Genomic DNA, 16,703 nt, shown 5'->3' on the forward strand with positions numbered 1-16,703 from the left:
ACAAATAACGATGACTATGGGAAGACTGCGGAGCAACATCAGGTTTCCTACCAACAGGTATATCAGTGGGTGAAGAAATACCAAGACGGCGGGCAAGATGCGCTGCAGGATGGACGTGGACGTAAAAAGACCGAAGAAGAGTTAACTGACACAGACCGCCAAAAGCTTGCCATGAAGAAGATGCAGGCTGAAACTGAACGTCTGCGCGCAGAAATTGCATTTCTAAAAAAGTTAGAGGAACTCGAAAGAAGGCGACGCTAAGTCAAGTACGTCAAGAAAACATCTATCTTGCCATTCAAGCTGTACAGCAAGACGGGCAGTTCAGCATAAAGATACTTTGTGAAATTGCAGAGATTCCACGATCCAGCTATTACAAATGGTTGAACCGCAAGCCTAGCGTACGTGAACTAGAAAACCAGAAACTCACAAGAGCGATGATCTCGCTGCATGAGAAGGTAGGCGGTATCTACGGGTACCGTCGATTGACTCTTCACTTATGCAAAGAAACGGAGCGGCAGATTAACCACAAGCGCATCCAGTAGTAAACCGATGCTTTCAATACACTTCTCTGCGGTTCAAAAAGTCATTTGGCAAAAAATTAACCCATAGCATGTCCCTCGTAGGGAGCTGCATTGATAACAGTCCCATAGAATCCTTCTGGGAAACCTTGAAGTGCTAAAAATTTTATTTGCATACATACCGAACTTTTGATGAGCTTGAACGGGACATTGAAGCCTACATTCACTTTTACAATTACGAACGATTACAGGCRAAACTAAACGGCCTCAGTCCAATGGAGTTTAGGACTAAGGCCGTTTAACAGTTTTTATTTTTTGTAATGTCTACTTGACGGGGGGCACTTCAGTGCTACCAACTTCTAGATTAACGGCAATAATGCCGTATGCTTGAGGCTCCTCGGCTGATGCTCCAAACCAAAGCTCACCGTCTCCGACCATCACACCTAGATCGCGAACGAACAAATCATCCACCTTCTGCGCGGCTAGCGCATCCTTCACGGATTTTGTCATAATGGCATCATATTTCTCTATAAACTCTGCTTTGGATGTAATCTCCATCGATGTTTTTCCGTTTACTCGAAGCGGCAGCAGCACTAGGTCTGCAACGGCCTCTTTATCACCCGCGGCAACAGCTGTCTTAACCGCTTCAAACATTTTGATAAAAGCTTTAGGATCCGTAATGCCAGCAGCGGCGAAGGGGTTATCCTTCTCTGAAGAAGCATTTGTTTCTTCGGTTTGATTAGCGGGAGCGATTGCAGCGGAATCTGGATTAGGCTGAGCACCCATTTCACTCGTTCCTGTTTGACTGCAGCCAGCTAATAAAGTCATCGTTATGCCAAAAGCGGCGAAAGCCGCAAAACCTTTCCGCCTTTTATTCTTACGCGGTATTGTTGTTATCTCATTCAGCATGAGAAGCCTCCTTCATGAAGGGCTTGTATAATCAAGCCCATCAGTTCTGTCTCCATGTTATTTTAAACGAGTTGTCCTAATCTCAATCATAAATCCCCAAAATAATGCATTAGCGTCGTCCTAGTTTCCCTTTACGTTTCAATAGAAGGAATACGGTGACGATAACAGCGGCAGCAACGATGGGAATAATAATAAAATAAACCATGTTAGTCATCTTTTTATATTCATCTATCGCTTCAAGATCGTAACTTGCAAGCGACAATGGTTTTGTTCCGCCGCACCAAGTATCAGTCGCTATTTCGCCTGGTTCATACTTGTATAAGTAATTTTTCTTTGTTGTTTGATAAGCATATACTAGATAGTCTGTGCCTTCAGTAAATTCGCTGCCAGCAGTCGTGACAATGGTTACTTTATCGCTGGAGGTGCCTTTTAATGTCGACTTCACTTCAAAGGTTGTCCTGCTTTTGGGATTCATACTGCCGGCTTCCTCATAGGTGGTCTCCATGGCTTTAGCAATATATACAAAATCATGTTTTTTAAACAATTGCTTGGGTGCATCGCTCTCGGCACATGACCATGCGAAGCTTTTGGAAGGTGCAATCGTTAGAGACAGGGAGACGAATATGATTAAAAAGAGAAGAGAACGGAACATTTTCATTACTGTATGCCTCATTTTTTTCTAATATAAGAAAAGACCAGTATCCAGAAAATGCATCCGAGCAATATTTCAACTCCGCTATCCGTAACATCTCTACCCGTTCCAGCAAGCAGTATGCCTGAAAAAAAGCCTAAAACAATGCAAATTAATACTTCGAGTAATTTGGATTTCATAATATGCTCCTTATACGTTTGTCATGAATCCGTTATTTTAAAATAGTACCCAGCGTTTCTGCATCCTCTTTCGACGTTTTTTTATAAGAATGAATGCCGCTTATATAAATCTCAGCGTTGTCGTTCGTAAACCAAACCTCATATAGTACCGCTTTTGCTTCTGACCCATCGGTAGGTTGGAAATGAACTTTATAATCGGCTGGTCTTGTCATTAGGAATTTAACTTCTTCCCATTCGCCTTTGTTTAAAATGCTCCTCACAGTAGAAACAGACTTCTCATCGTTTATTTCCTTATGATCTTCGTATTGGTTTTCCATGCCAACTCTTTTGGCAATGATTAATGTATCGCTTGATTTGGACAACGATTCCGTCAGGTGATCTTTGTTCACCTGCTCTGTATGAGTGGTTAAGCCATTGTTCGCTCCGGAGCTTTCGCAGCTTGCCAGCCCAAACAGGATAAGTAAGAATGTAAGTAGAAGACCATATCTCAACAAATGCACCTCCCCTTCATATAACCTACTGACTGTTAATAAGTGGATAAAGTTGCATATGAGGCACACTAAAAAGATGAATTGGAATTTTATTTCCACAATGACACTTGTGTTGGCCTTATATAATGTGTTATATTACTACAAAATTAATTATCGGATCACGCCAGTGAAGAGAATCCAACTCGGAGGCGTTCTCGTCAAGGGAAAGGCAGCACCTTCCCCCTAAGTTTACCGGGCCCGCCCGTTATCGCGGAACAAAGAGGATTAGACAGTGCGTCTGTTTAATCAATTTGGGTGGCACCGCGAGTAAAAAACGCTCCTCGTCCCATTGGGATGGAGGGCGTTTTTTGTGTTTTTCTAATGAAAAGGAGCGCGGTTAGCATGTTGGACATGAAATGGGTTAGGCAAAATCAAGAGCAGGTACAGACGGTTGCGAATCAGAAGGGGATTCAGATTTCTATTGCAGAGCTGCTGTTCTGGGACGAGAAGAAACGTCAGCTCATGCAGGAATCGGAAGCTTTACGGGAAATTCGCAACAAGCTCTCGAATCTTATCGGCACACTAGTGAGGCAGAATGCTCAAGCTGAAGTGGAAGAAACGAAGCATAAGGTCAAGGAAACAAATGAGAAGCTGGGCACAGTGGAAGCAGAGCTTGCGATAGTAGAGCAGCATGCAGCTGAGCTCATGGCGTTGGTACCTAATATCGTATCGCCAGACACGCCAGATGGACGATCGGACGCAGACAATATAGAGCAAAAGCGTGTTGGCGAAGCCCCGAGTTTTCCTTTTGAACCAAAGGATCATATGGCGCTGGGTGATCTGCACCAAATGATTGATGTGCAGCGAGGTGTGAAGGCAGCAGGCAGCCGCAATTATTACTTGAAGGGGGCAGGCGTTTTGCTCCATCGTGCCGTGCAGCAGCTGGCTGTCGATTTGCTGCTGAGAAAAGGCTTCACACTGCTGGAAGTACCATTAATGGTCCGCACCGAAGCGATGAAGCATACTGGCTTTTTCCCGCTTGGTGAGGATCAGACCTACCGGATTGCAGGCGAGGATAAATGGCTGGTAGGCACCTCGGAGGTGCCTATGGTTACCTATTACGCGGACGAAATTATAGAAGTAGGAGAGCCAATCAAGCTGGCTGCTGCATCGGTATGCTTCCGCAGCGAGGTCGGCTCGGCTGGCAGAGATGTTCATGGTCTATACCGTGTACATCAGTTTGCCAAGGTCGAGCAGGTTATTTTGTGCGAGGCTGATCCGGCGTTGTCGGAGTCGCTGCTGCAGGAAATAACGGCTAATGCCGAGGAACTGCTTCAATGCCTTGAGCTGCCCTATAGAGTCATGGCAGTATGTACTGGCGATATGTCGCAAAAAACGTATAAGCAATACGATATTGAGACATGGATGCCAAGTAGGCAGGCCTACGGGGAGACGCATTCGTCGTCGAACCTGCATGATTTTCAAGCACGCCGCTCGAATATACGGTACCGTGCAGAGGATGGCTCGTTAAAATATTGCCATACGCTCAACAACACAGCAGTGGCTAGCCCGCGTATTCTCATTCCACTCATCGAGAATCATCAGGAGGAAGACGGCTCGATTCGTATCCCAGCTGCACTTCAGCCTTATATGAGAGGGCTGGAGAAAATAGCAATTAATGAATAAATTGATATGCGGTAAGGAGATGCTCAGCAGCATTTCCTTATCGCATTTTTTTTGTTCTATTTACTTTGATATGAAAAAAGGTTACTCGATTAGGGACAAAGCTAATAATTTGTTATGTGAGTGATGTATTTGTTATATGGAAACGCTTACCTTAGAGCTATACTTCAACTATCCGATTGTAGTACATGAAGTGAAGAGCGGGATTTATATACTAGGGGGGAAAAGCATTGAAGAAGAGAGGGGTGCGCTTTGGATGCCCCGGTTGAAGGGGCGTGGGATATGGTCATTGAGGAAGCCAACGCATCAAGGTGCGGAGTGGATGGCTGAAGAATATGGAACTAGGGGAGTTTGGCGTCTATCGCACGGCAGACATGGCTTCCCGAGTGGTTTGGACGGAGACCGAACGCTTGGATGCAGAGCGACTAAGCATGCCTTAGGCCTACTGGGAATTCGGTGCCACCTTTGGTTTATATAATCGCACAACAAAAGAATGGAACAAAGAGCTAGTTGCAGCGCTATGATCATCACATTAAGGAGGATTTATATGAAATTTACTAAACCGTTCGCATTATTTATCGCTTTTGCCATGCTTATCACTATCATTCTTCCTCCCTCTAAGCAGGTGTTTGCTAACGAGAGCAGCACAACCATTCTCACTTCAGATTTTGAGAATGGAACAACGCAGGGCTGGGCGCGTAAAGGAAACGAGTCGCTAACGGTCTCAGGAGATGAGTATCATGGCGGCTCTCATAGCCTGTATATTTCTGGGAGGAGTGAGGATTGGGAGGGACCCAATTACGTTTTAACAGAATTGTTGGCTCCTAACCGCACCTACTCCATTAGTGCTTGGGTCAAGCTATCCCCCGGTACAACGCCAGCTGATATTAAGCTTACAATGAAGAGCCGCATTGACGGGCAAGACCACTGGGAGCAGATAGGCACGGCGGATCAGAATGCCGCATCGCAATGGACCTTAATTAAAAGGAATTATACGACAGGGAGCAAGAATGGCCAATATGATCTTTATGCAGAAGCCACGGCAGGTACCTCCTTTTATTTTGATGATGTTTCCATAGAGCTCGTGCCTGATTTGGAGGGCCCGGTGGGCGATGATCGACTGTTTATCGATTTTGAAGATGGAACGCTTCAGGGGTGGTTGCCGCGAGTCGGACATGAGGCGCTGACCGTTTCCGCAGCTGAAGCCTATAGCGGCAGCAACAGTATGTTGGTAGAAGGGCGGAGCCGTACGTTTCATGGGCCAGCACTTGAGCTTGAAAATCACCTTCAAAAGAACAAGGAATATGAATTAAAAGCCTATGTTCGATTAAAGGAAGAGCCAGCCTCTGACATCAAATTGCAAATGACGGCCTATAAGAAGTCCGGATCGGAGAGCTGGAATGCACTAGATACCATTACGATTAAGAAATCGGAGTGGCAGCAATGGTATGAGCTTAAGGGACAACTTAATTACAGCGATTCTCCTACGGAGCTACAACTATTCATCGAAACGCCTTACATTACGGAGAATACTTCAGATACGTTATCTTTTTATGTAGATGAAGTAACAGTAGTCCCTGTTTCGGCGCTATCGATTCAAAACGATATCGTGTCCTTAAAGGATTATTTTAAGGATGATTTTCCAATTGGTGCTGCCGTCTATACCTGGCAAATGGAAGGTGCCTATGGGGAGCTTCTCAAAAAGCATTTTAACAGCATAACGGCAACTTATGAAATGAAACCAAAGTTTATTTCCCCAGCTGAGAATCAGTATACATTCGATGCAGCCGATTATTATGTGAAATATGCTCAAGATAACGGAATGGGGCTGCGCGGACATGCTCTTCTATGGCATATTGATGCGGCCGAGTGGATGTTTACGGACAGCAATGGACAGCCTGCCAGCCGCGACTTGCTTCTGCAGCGCCTTCAGTCTTACATAGAGACTGTAATGACACGTTATAAAGGAAAAATATACGCATGGGACGTTGTAAACGAAGCTATTGCTGACAATGGGGGAGATGCGGACGGTATTAGAATTTCACCGTGGTATAATCTCATAGGTCCTGATTACATCGAGAAGGCATTCGAATTTGCTCGTGCTGCGGACCCTGATGCCAAGCTGTATTACAATGATTACTTCACAGAGGTTCCGGAAAAAAGAGAACATATCTATCAATTGCTAAAGCGCCTCAAAGCTAAAGGTCTGATCGACGGGGTAGGCTTGCAATCTCACTATGGGTTGGTTACGCCGCCAATTGAAGAAGTTGAAAAGACAATTAAGCTGTTCTCTTCGCTAGGGCTAGATATTCAGGTTACCGAGCTGGATGTTGATAGCGGAGTGAGCATGGGTACGCCTATGCCTGCTGACATAGCTGCAAAACAAGCACATAGATATAAGGAATTGTTTGACTTATACAAAACCTATAAGGACAAGATTTCCTCTGTAACGATTTGGGGACTGCAAGACGAGAAATCCTACAATAATCAGGCTATGCTATTCGATGCGAATCTCCAGGCTAAGCTAGTCTACTGGGGAATTGTAGATCCACTTACACTTCCGATTATTACAAACCGTACGGTATCACTCATGGCAACGCCAACGGCGGGTGATCAGAATTCTGCAGATTCCGTATGGAAAAAAGCTGTACAGACACGGCTTAAACGCAGCGGCAGCGAGTCTGCAACGTTCCGTACCTTATGGGATATGACCAATCTTTACGTTCAAGTAGAGGTTAAAGATGCTACCCGTGACGCAGCGGACAAGATAGAGCTGTTTATTGATGAGAATAATGGAAAGTCAGCGGTTTACGAGTCAGATGATCGTCATCTTACTTTTAATCGGTCAGGCGCTGAAAATGGCGACAGCAGCTATAAAATAAAAGAAACAGCAACTGGTTATAGGCTAGAAGCCTTTATTCCTTGGAAAGGCTTAGCGCAAGGAACGGAAGAAATCGGATTCGATATTCGTATTCAGGATGCATCGACAAGCGAGATGCTGCCGGTTTATTGGAATGACAGCACATTAAGTCAAGATCTGGACACAAGCAAGTATGGCGTCATTCAGCTTGCAAGTGTGCCAAAAAGCGCACAGTCGATAAAAGGCACTGCACGTATTGATGGACAAATGGAAAGCGAGTGGGAAAAGGCAAAGCCATTCGCTGTGGATCTAACTAATAATAACAGCAAAGCAACGGCTCAAGCTCGCTCTATGTGGACGGATGACAGTCTGCTGCTGCTAATCGACGTAACCGATCCTTTGCTTAAATCAGACGATCCGCAGCCATGGCTGCAGGATTCAATCGAAATTTTCATCGATGAAAATCATCAACGAACTTCGACCTATCAATATGACGATGCACAATATCGGATAAATATTGATAATGCGGCAACTTTTGCTGGAAATGCTTCTCCTTCTCGTCTGGAGAGCGCAGTTGTAAAAACAGAGAAAGGCTACCGCATGGAAGTGAAGATCGCGCTGCCTGAGCTTCGTCCGAATAAAGATAGTGTAATAGGTCTGGACATTCAGGTGAATGACGATCAGGGGGAAGGAGTGCACAGCACCGCCAAATGGAACGATCCAACAAACGATTCATGGAGAAATACTTCCCAATTCGGCATTTTGACTTTTGCCGAGTCAGAAAATAACAGTGGTATCGATAATGGCGGTGACAAACTTGGAAGCTCTGGGCAATCTGGCAGCACTGCTGATCCTGTGATGACCATTACTCAGGAGGATTTTCAGAACGGGTCGCCTAATCAGGTGAGCATCAGCGTACCAGAAGGTAAGCATCAAGTACGGCTGCCCCTTCAATTAGCTGGTCTATTAAAAGGCAGAGAGCTGGAGCTAGCCAAGGGGTCTGCTACACTAACAATTGATTCAAAAGTGCTCCAGCTCCTCATTGATCAGTTGAAGCCTGAATTGCGGAATGGAGCTGAGCTGTCGCTTCGTATGGAGCCCGCTAAAGAAGCTTCAGGCAGTCAGCAGCTAAAAGGAGAGCAAGGGTTATCTGCGAAGTTTATTGGCGGAGAAAGCTGGTCCTTCGAACTGTCTTTAATAACAGGTAATGGTCGTGAGATTAAGGCTGGCACATTTGATGGAGTAGTCACCCTATCTTTCTCCTATTCAGCGGAAGCCAATATGAAGAAGTCGCTCTTAGGCATTTACATGCTGAATGAGCAGACCAATAAGTGGGAATATGTAGGCGGGAAGAATGACGAAAAAACGAATCATATCTCTGTTGATCTTGCGCATTTCAGTAAGTACGCGCTGCTTGAATATGATAAGAGCTTCAATGACGTTAATTCAAGCCACTGGGTTTACGAGCCGTTGAAGGTGCTGTCTGCAAAACAGATTGTGAATGGCCAAACCGCTGCTCTCTTTGCTCCAGACAAATCTATTACGCGAGCGGAGTTTACCGTTCTATTGGTACGCCTGCTTGGACTTAAAGAGCAAGGGGCCTCCAGCTTCAAAGACGCTGCGGAAGGAACTTGGTTCTCGACGGCGGTTAATGCTGCCTTTCACGCAGGAATTGTTAAGGGTGTGTCAGCGGATCGGTTTGCTCCGCTTGCAAACATTACCCGTGAAGAAATGGCGGTTATGCTTGCCAATGCGTATGCATACCAAGCAAAAACGAAACCTGAGGAGACTAACGTCGAGCTAGTATACGTAGACAAAGCTAACATCTCAGCATGGGCGGAGAACGCTGTTTCTATTGTTTCTTCGCATGGAATGATGAAGGGCAAGGATGATCATCGTTTTGTTCCTAGTGAGCATACTACTCGGGCAGAGTCAGTTCAAGCTTTATATAATATGCTCATGATCCTGAATACAAGCAAATAATGAATGGATTTAATGACGCCAAGCTCTCTTCTATAGAAGGGGGCTTGGCGTTTTATTTGTATTCAAACAGCGTCAGCTCGGATATTAACAATTTGTTATCGATGCTTATGATTTATCATAGTAGCGTCTCTAGGCGCCACTTATAATGAGAACAGACGACAGGACAGATAGGGTTTATGTCATTCAAACAGAAGGGAAGCACACAAATGAAGAAATCAATAACGCCAGCAGATGCCCTTGCAGAGACCGCTCCACAGCTGTCTAAACGCACGGATCGCCGCTCCAAATGGCAAAGGGCGTTGGTGCTGGATGCGATGCTGCTGCCAGCGGTTATCCTTACTTTAATCTTTGCTTACATTCCAATGTTCGGACTCGTAATTGCTTTCCAAGATTTCAAGCCTTGGCTAGGATTTTCCCAATCCAATTGGATTGGCTTGGAGCACTTTCGTTACCTTTTCAGTACGCCAGAGTACGTACAAGTCATTTGGAATACCGTTATTATAGCCGGAATGAAGATGGTTTCAGGACTCATCGCTCCGTTTACCTTCGCTCTCTTGCTCAATGAAGTGAGAAAGGCGGCTTTCAAACGGACGGTACAGACGCTGGTTTACTTGCCGCATTTCCTTTCTTGGGTCATCTTAGGGGGCATCTTGCTGGACATGCTGTCCAGTGAAGGACTCGTCAATCAGTTTCTAGGCGCGGTGTTCGGTTTAAAACCGATATTCTTCCTCGGCGACGGCAATTGGTTCCGATTTATCGTTGTTGTAAGCGATGTCTGGAAGGAGTTTGGATTTGGAACGATCGTATTCCTTGCTTCACTAGCAGGAATTAATCCGTCATTGTACGAGGCGGCGGAAGTAGACGGAGCGAACAGATGGCATCAAACCTTGTTCATTACCATCCCAGCACTTATCCCAATTACAATCGTGGTTGGAACACTCTCTTTAGGCAATATATTGAATGCGGGCTTTGACCAAATATTCAATCTGTATAATGCATTGGTTTTCGACAAAGGGGATATTATTGATACGTTTGTCTATCGTATCGGTATCATAGATGGAAAGTTCGGATTCTCCACAGCAATTGGGCTTTTCAAATCGGTCGTAGGCTTCGTGCTTATCGTCGCAGCTTACCGCTTGGCTTACAAACTGGCCAATTACCGTATTTTCTAGAAAGGATGAACCGACAGTATGTATCATAAATCGAACACCTACAAATTATTCACAGTGATCAACTATACGTTCCTAACTATATTATCTATTGCTTGCATTATTCCATTAATTCATATTTTAGCTGTTTCATTCAGTGGGAAAGCAGCTGCGAACGCTAATTTGGTCGGATTGCTGCCCGTTCAGTTCACGGTTGAAGCCTATAGCAAGACATTGGAGAATGAGAATTTTATTCGCTCTTTATGGGTAGCTGTTCAGCGTACTACATTAGGCACGATGATCAGTATGGTACTCGTTACGCTCGCGGCGTATCCACTATCTAAAGAAGCTCAACATTTCAAACGCAGAAGTATATATACGTGGTTTTTTGTCTTCACGATGTTATTCAGCGGTGGCTTGATTCCCTTCTACATTCTTATTCAAAAGCTAAACATGATGAATACGCTTTGGGTGCTTATCATTCCGGGAGCTGTATCAGTATGGAATATGATACTCCTTCTTAATTTCTTTCGCGGGGTGCCTAGGGATTTGGAGGAAGCTGCATTCATCGATGGAGCTGGCCATCTGAGAACACTATTCAGTATTTATTTGCCAGTATCGATGCCTGCAATTGCTACACTATCGTTATTCTCAATGGTTGGTCATTGGAATTCCTGGTTTGATGGTCTAATCTTTATGACTGATCATAAAAACTATCCACTTGCGACTTTCCTGCAGACCATTATCGTACAGCAAGACTTCAGCAAAGTGACGGTGCGTCCTGAAGACTTGGAAAATATTTCACAAAGAACTGTAAAGGCTGCTCAAATCTTTATCGGCATGGCACCCATTCTCCTTGTGTATCCGTTCCTTCAAAGATTTTTCGTCAAAGGAATTGTACTTGGTGCCGTGAAGGAATAATGGATTTGCTTCATGAGAGGGGTGTTGCTGCACAGTAGGATCTATCTATGATTTGGTTGGAAGGGTCAAAGCAAACCAAATAAATTCAATTGGGGGAAATAAAGATATGCTAACTAAATTGAAAAAGCCGGCTGTTATGGTTATGACAGGGGCAATGCTGATGGCATCGCTTGCAGCTTGCGGCAGCAATAAAGACGATCAAACAGAAGAAAAGGCCGATAATGATTCCTTTTATTCAGCGAAGTTCGAGAATGGAAAATATGTGGAGCCTGTTTCGATTACGACGGTCTTCCCTATTACAACCAATTTAAAATTCAAAAATGGCGAAAATATTGATAATAACGTTCATACAAAGTGGGCGAAAGACACTTTGGGTATTGATATTAAGTACTTATGGACGGTCAGCGATCAAAACAATGCCTACCAAACGAAGCTTAGGCTGATGCTTACCTCGGGGCAGGAAATGCCGGATATTATTTCATTCAGGGGCGATCCAACGCTGATTGCTGATTTAATTTCGAGCGGGCAGTTTGCGGATGCAGGAGAACTGTTCGATAAATATGCTTCCGATACCTATAAAGAAGCAATGGCACAGGACCCAACGGTTTGGAACCCGTACATGCGTGATGGAAAACGAATGGGAATTCCGATTTTGGAGAATGCCTACAATAATGATCCAGTCATGTATATTCGTGAAGATTGGTTGAAAAAATTAAACTTGAAGGCTCCTCAGACGATCGATGAGCTTGAAACGGTAATGGAGGCCTTTACTAATCAGGATCCAGACGGTAATGGCAAGAAGGATACCACAGCTTTATCCGTTGGCTTTAAAAACAATTTGAATACTTGGATGTCCGAGACAGGATGGGTGTTTGGCATGTTTGGCGTAATGCCAAACCAATGGAACGTAGGGTACGATGGCAAGCTTGCCTATGGTTCTATTCAGCCAGAGATGAAGCCTGCACTCTCCAAGCTGCAGGATTGGATGAAGAAGGGCTACATTTCGCAAGAGTCGGGACTGTATGATGAAGTAAAGGCTTCAGAAGCTTTCACAGCTGGCAAATCAGGTATCATTGTTGGCCCTTATTGGATGACAGGCTGGCCAATTCCCGATTTGAAAACAAATGTCCCTACTTCTGAATATAAGCCGTATCCGCTGCCTGCTGGTCCTGATGGCAAGGTTGGCCGTCATGGAACTCCAATTAGCACAGGTGCGGTTCTTATCAATAAAAACATGAAAAATAAAGATGCATTCTTCGTCTATCAGAATTACCTATTTGACAACTGGGCAAACCCTGATGGGGATGGTCCATTCTCTAAAGGCTTCGCAAAAGGGTATGACTATGATATTGGCCCGAACGGTGAGATTTACCGCGAGCAGGATAGTGATAAAATCCCTGGCGGTTGGGTAGATGCCATACGATATACACTAACCTTTGATGGAGCCATCATTCCTTTTCTTCGTATCAACGGGTTAGCAAAACTAGCGAACGGTGAAAAGCCGTCCACGCCGTATGAAGAGACGCTTACTACCTCTATTCCAGAGCAAATGCAAGCGGCGAAGATTGTTGTTGATCAGAAGGATGCTATTATGCCTAGTATGTTTACTGGTACTCCTACGGAGACGCAGCTATCCAAAGGCGATATGCTAAGCAAGCTGGAGAAGGAAGTACTGAACAAAATCATTTATAATAAAACCTCGGTTGATGAATTCGATGCTTTTGTTGAAAGATATAATTCTTCAGGCGGAGCGAAAATAGCGGAAGAAGTCAACAAATGGTACGATGAAATTAAGTCAAAATAAATAACAGCAAGAAGGGCGGCTCATTTATGGGCTGCCCTTCTTGCTGTTATTTAATTCAACTAGGTCTTATCCCGAAAATCCTGAGGGGTCATACCATGCTGCTCCTTGAATACCTTAATGAAGTATTGTGAATTTGAATAACCGAGCTTATCCGAAATTTCGTATACCTTATCGGTTGAATTTCGGAGCAAAGCAACGGCATGCTCCATCTTCACACTGAGAATATACTCACTCAGGCTGCTGCCGCTCAGCTGCTTGAACAGCTTGGATACGTAAACAGGATGGAGGGATACGCAATCGGCTATCGATTGCAGGCTGACTGTCGACAGATGAGATGAAATAAATACTTGGATCTCTCGAATAATTGCTTGTTGTTGACTAGAAACGTCTTTCTCCAGCTTCTCCTTTAGTGTTAAGGCAAGCTGTTTTGCCCATTCAATAAGCTGACAAAGTGAGCGGAACGTTTGTCTATACATAAGCGCATTTCCCGCTACATCTGACAGGAGAACATTGTTTCTATGAGCTATGTAATGGAAGGAGGACATGAGCACCGTACTTATTGCATCCAAATGCTCTTCCGTTTGCTCGGATAAAGCGCTGAAAGCTTCCTCAACTTGGTTCAATCTGTCTTCAAATCCGTCCCATTGGCTGGTTTCCAGCAGATGGATAAACGTAGGCGGATCATATAATACGTTCATGGATCGAACGTAGGATACTTGTGACGGCTGCTCGGCAAGCGCTAGAAAATAGCCTGTACCGTTTCCGACTTGCTTTCTGATTGCTGTGACTGCATTCTCATGCATATGGCGAAGATCACTACTGAATTTTCCCGGATAGGTAAGGATGACCGATATGCCGCCCCCCAAGTATTCATTCACATTACGATGCAATTGGAGTGAACGACTGGTAAGCTCCTTTAATAGACTTTCAGAGTTCTGAAACCCGTCTGTTTGTTTTGCTTTGAGCGTAAATATAAGATAATCATAAGCATCTCGGCAATGCCAAGTCTCGAAGGAGTCCTCGAGCAGCTCGCAAGCGATGTTTGTCACTGCATATTCGAAAAGCAGCAGGCTGTTTTGTCCATAGCGGTTGAAATGCTCCTCCAGACGAATGACAAGAAGAAAGACATCATCGTCTTTCCCATAGGTCAGTGAGAAGCTGGAAAGCTTGTCGACAAGAGCCTCCTCAGAGTAGTTCTTGCCTTGCAGCAGCTCATTAAGGAGCTTGTCCTTCATGACAGGAAGATGCTCCCGGAATGTGAATAACGCCTGCTCGTAGGATGCGGTCTGCTCCATCTCCTTTTTCATGATATTTATCGTTTCTTCAAGACAGAGGCCGAGCTTATTATGATCAAGCGGCTTAATTAAATAGTCTACTACCCCCTGCTTTATCGCCTCCTGGGCGTATTCGAATTCTGCATAACCAGTAAGTAGAATGCATTTGATTGCCTTATTGAATTCTTTAACTCGTGTAATGAGCTCTAGTCCAGTCATTCCTGGCATGGCAATATCTGTAATGAGAATATCAATAGAATTCCTTTCAATGACCTGCAGCGCCTCCATGCCGGAATAAGCTGTATATACCTTTTCAACCCCATATTTGGTCCAGGGGAAGGCGATTTCTAGATCATCGACTACATAAGATTCGTCATCAACTAATAATAGCTGCAGCATAGTTGTCCTCCTTCTTCTGAATTGTAATGATATAACAAGTTCCTTCGGCTAATTTTGATTGAATAGTCAGCCCAGATCTCTTTCCAAAATATAGCTTGAGACGCTGGTGTACATTTCTCATGCCTGTGCCTACCTTATTCTCAGAAAATATGCGTTCCTCGATATGCTGATTAACGAGAGCGAGTCTATCCTCCGCAATGCCGACTCCGCTATCTTGAATTACTATACGTAAGGACTGCTCGTCCTCATCCGCACTAATTTTGATATGACCGGGATGCAGAGATGGTTCTATGCCATGCTGAATGCAATTCTCGACAAGCGGTTGAAGGATCATTCTAGGCAAGCGATACATACACATGGATGGTGGGATATCAATAGAGAAGGTCATCGACCGTTTGCGCAGCTGTAAAATGGACAAATAGTGCTCAACGAAGACAAGCTCCTCGTTAATGGTAGAATCAATATTTTCAATTTTTTGAACGTATCTGCAATAAGCACCGAGATGAAGCGTCATCGCAGTTACGGATTCATGGTCCTCGATGCTGGCTTTGCTCTGAATATAATTCAAGCAGTTATACAAAAAATGGGGATTAATTTGAGCTTGGTATTGCTTAAGCCTTGCTTCGGTAACTTCCAGCTCTGCAACGAGCACCTGCTCAATGAGCCGCTGCGTATTCTCGGCCATACGATTAAAGGAGTTGCCAAGCATTCTGAACTCGGTTGCATGAAGATCGATGACACGACTAGAAAAATCGCCGCGATCAAATTTGTCAATAGCCTTCCTTAGTACAATAACAGGTGCCTGAACTTGCCTGCGCAGCACGAGGCTATAAATAAGTGAAATAAGCAGCAGCACAATGATGGAAAATATAAAAAGAATATTATTTTGAGAAATAGGCTCAATGAACTGACGCATAGGGTGGTAATCTATAAAATACAAATCAAGCAAATCAGATTTCATATAGTTGAGCAGGTATTCAGTTCCGTTGTCGTCGACCGATAAAAAGCCGCTCTTGCCCTCAATTAACGGAATAATTCGGCCTGTCGTATCCTCTAGTAGAGGGGAATTACCAGTTTGGATAATTGTTCTGTTAAAAGAATCATAAAGCAAAGGGGTTCCGGATGAGTACTGCTTCATCATTTTAAGTAGATTATCCAAAGACACTCTCGTTTCAATAAGCAATGGACCGATATGGCTGCGGGTCAAATTAGAATAATAGCCTGAACCGTCCTTCTTCCAGTGCACGACCCACTTATTCAGCCGTTGGGAGGGCGGATTATAGGTTGAGAAGGATAATGTACTGTCGGAAGAGACGGTTTCCTTAAAATCTGGATAGTAGAGAGTGATCGTGTTGTTCCAGGATGTAGAGGCACTGTTGAGAGCGAGCTTGTCAATGATAGCTAATTTCGCCTCGTACTTGGAATAGGCATCCCCGAATTGCAGGACATAGGGATATCCTCTGACCGAATGGTCTTCAGACATGGTCGTCGTATTCATAAGGACTTGCTCGAACTGGGTGGAGAGTTGTGAGGTCATGAATTTGACTTCACCAATTTTGTTTTTCTTTAGTTCTTCTTGGATGTCCGTTACATTAAGCCGATATATAATCCAGAAAATAATGATGATTAAGAAGAACATGAGCAGTAGCCCTAGCATCAGCTTTTGAAATATAGAAAGACCAGCATTCATGATTAATATTCCTCCGGAAATTTAAATAGCAGCACCTTCTATTTTACTATATTTTAATAAGCATAGTGGGAATTATACTGAAAATTAGGCATTAAGCAGCTTGTTTTGCGCACTAAATAAAAGGCTGCGCCAGTTTGAGCGCAGCCTTGCGGGAATTAATAATTTAATTAGTTCTATTTAGCTGTATTTCGTTTATAACGAATATTACATAGC

14 protein-coding genes are annotated in these 16,703 nt (G+C 44.2%); 9 read left to right on the forward strand and 5 right to left on the reverse strand.

Translation table 11 applies throughout. From position 1 onward, the window contains the following. The 3 genes from AC1DOV_RS17345 to AC1DOV_RS17355 all read left to right on the forward strand — a co-directional run. Positions 1-261 (forward strand): helix-turn-helix domain-containing protein (locus AC1DOV_RS17345; RefSeq protein WP_477550591.1); only part of this gene is annotated, 261 nt, incomplete at its 5' end. Positions 262-380: 119 nt separating this feature from the next. Further along, complete coding sequence (locus AC1DOV_RS17350; RefSeq protein ID WP_441874600.1) at positions 381-542, forward strand: IS3 family transposase; 162 nt, start codon at positions 381-383, stop codon at positions 540-542. A gap of 146 nt (positions 543-688) precedes the next feature. Continuing rightward, positions 689-820, forward strand: a complete 132-nt coding sequence (locus tag AC1DOV_RS17355; protein ID WP_441874601.1) for an IS3 family transposase — start codon at positions 689-691, stop codon at positions 818-820. Between the two features lie 22 nt (positions 821-842). Here AC1DOV_RS17355 and AC1DOV_RS17360 read toward each other — a convergent pair whose 3' ends face one another. From AC1DOV_RS17360 to AC1DOV_RS17370, 3 genes are all read right to left on the reverse strand, one after another. Next, positions 843-1,427 (reverse strand): hypothetical protein, encoded by a 585-nt coding sequence (locus AC1DOV_RS17360; RefSeq protein ID WP_477550592.1) that lies wholly within the window; start codon positions 1,425-1,427, stop codon positions 843-845. A gap of 109 nt (positions 1,428-1,536) precedes the next feature. Then, complete coding sequence (locus AC1DOV_RS17365) at positions 1,537-2,085, reverse strand: hypothetical protein (protein WP_477550593.1); 549 nt, start codon at positions 2,083-2,085, stop codon at positions 1,537-1,539. Positions 2,086-2,290: 205 nt separating this feature from the next. Continuing rightward, positions 2,291-2,749, reverse strand: a complete 459-nt coding sequence (locus AC1DOV_RS17370) for a hypothetical protein (RefSeq protein WP_477550594.1) — start codon at positions 2,747-2,749, stop codon at positions 2,291-2,293. A gap of 381 nt (positions 2,750-3,130) precedes the next feature. On the opposite strand from AC1DOV_RS17370, the gene serS reads away from it, so the two are divergent. From serS to AC1DOV_RS17400, 6 genes are all read left to right on the forward strand, one after another. Beyond that, positions 3,131-4,414 carry a serine--tRNA ligase gene (serS, locus tag AC1DOV_RS17375; protein WP_477550595.1) on the forward strand — a complete coding sequence of 428 codons (1,284 nt, stop codon included), beginning with the start codon at positions 3,131-3,133 and terminating at the stop codon, positions 4,412-4,414. Positions 4,415-4,722: 308 nt separating this feature from the next. After that, positions 4,723-4,851: a hypothetical protein gene (locus AC1DOV_RS17380; protein WP_477550596.1), complete on the forward strand. Its 129-nt coding sequence runs from the start codon at positions 4,723-4,725 to the stop codon at positions 4,849-4,851. A 107-nt stretch (positions 4,852-4,958) separates the two neighbouring features. Next, on the forward strand, positions 4,959-9,254 hold the full coding sequence (locus AC1DOV_RS17385; RefSeq protein WP_477550597.1) for an endo-1,4-beta-xylanase: 4,296 nt from the start codon (positions 4,959-4,961) through the stop codon (positions 9,252-9,254). A gap of 206 nt (positions 9,255-9,460) precedes the next feature. Then, positions 9,461-10,426 carry an ABC transporter permease gene (locus AC1DOV_RS17390; RefSeq protein ID WP_441874608.1) on the forward strand — a complete coding sequence of 322 codons (966 nt, stop codon included), beginning with the start codon at positions 9,461-9,463 and terminating at the stop codon, positions 10,424-10,426. An 18-nt stretch (positions 10,427-10,444) separates the two neighbouring features. Then, the gene (locus AC1DOV_RS17395) at positions 10,445-11,323 is read left to right on the forward strand and encodes a carbohydrate ABC transporter permease (RefSeq protein WP_441874609.1); all 879 of its coding nucleotides are present in this window, start codon (positions 10,445-10,447) and stop codon (positions 11,321-11,323) included. A gap of 106 nt (positions 11,324-11,429) precedes the next feature. Then, a complete protein-coding gene (locus AC1DOV_RS17400; RefSeq protein ID WP_477550598.1) occupies positions 11,430-13,127 on the forward strand; it encodes an extracellular solute-binding protein in 1,698 nt (565 codons plus the stop codon). A gap of 59 nt (positions 13,128-13,186) precedes the next feature. On the opposite strand, the gene AC1DOV_RS17405 is transcribed toward AC1DOV_RS17400, so the two are convergent. Both AC1DOV_RS17405 and AC1DOV_RS17410 read right to left on the reverse strand, forming a co-directional pair. After that, positions 13,187-14,800, reverse strand: coding sequence for a response regulator (locus AC1DOV_RS17405; protein WP_477550599.1), 1,614 nt, complete (start codon positions 14,798-14,800; stop codon positions 13,187-13,189). Then, a complete protein-coding gene (locus AC1DOV_RS17410; RefSeq protein WP_477550600.1) occupies positions 14,778-16,490 on the reverse strand; it encodes a sensor histidine kinase in 1,713 nt (570 codons plus the stop codon). Before AC1DOV_RS17410 ends, AC1DOV_RS17405 begins: the two co-directional genes overlap by 23 nt. Positions 16,491-16,703: the final 213 nt, after the last annotated feature.

It is taken from the genome of Paenibacillus sp. 01T47 (assembly GCF_056398245.1).

Coding starts and splice junctions, on each gene's coding strand:
- AC1DOV_RS17405 (WP_477550599.1), bottom strand. CDS start 14,800: ATGCTGCAGCTATTATTAGTTGATGACGAATCTTATGTAGTCGATGAT.
- AC1DOV_RS17365 (WP_477550593.1), bottom strand. CDS start 2,085: ATGAAAATGTTCCGTTCTCTTCTCTTTTTAATCATATTCGTCTCCCTG.
- AC1DOV_RS17360 (WP_477550592.1), bottom strand. CDS start 1,427: ATGCTGAATGAGATAACAACAATACCGCGTAAGAATAAAAGGCGGAAA.
- AC1DOV_RS17410 (WP_477550600.1), bottom strand. CDS start 16,490: ATGAATGCTGGTCTTTCTATATTTCAAAAGCTGATGCTAGGGCTACTG.
- AC1DOV_RS17390 (WP_441874608.1), top strand. CDS start 9,461: ATGAAGAAATCAATAACGCCAGCAGATGCCCTTGCAGAGACCGCTCCA.
- AC1DOV_RS17400 (WP_477550598.1), top strand. CDS start 11,430: ATGCTAACTAAATTGAAAAAGCCGGCTGTTATGGTTATGACAGGGGCA.
- AC1DOV_RS17385 (WP_477550597.1), top strand. CDS start 4,959: ATGAAATTTACTAAACCGTTCGCATTATTTATCGCTTTTGCCATGCTT.
- AC1DOV_RS17395 (WP_441874609.1), top strand. CDS start 10,445: ATGTATCATAAATCGAACACCTACAAATTATTCACAGTGATCAACTAT.
- serS (WP_477550595.1), top strand. CDS start 3,131: ATGTTGGACATGAAATGGGTTAGGCAAAATCAAGAGCAGGTACAGACG.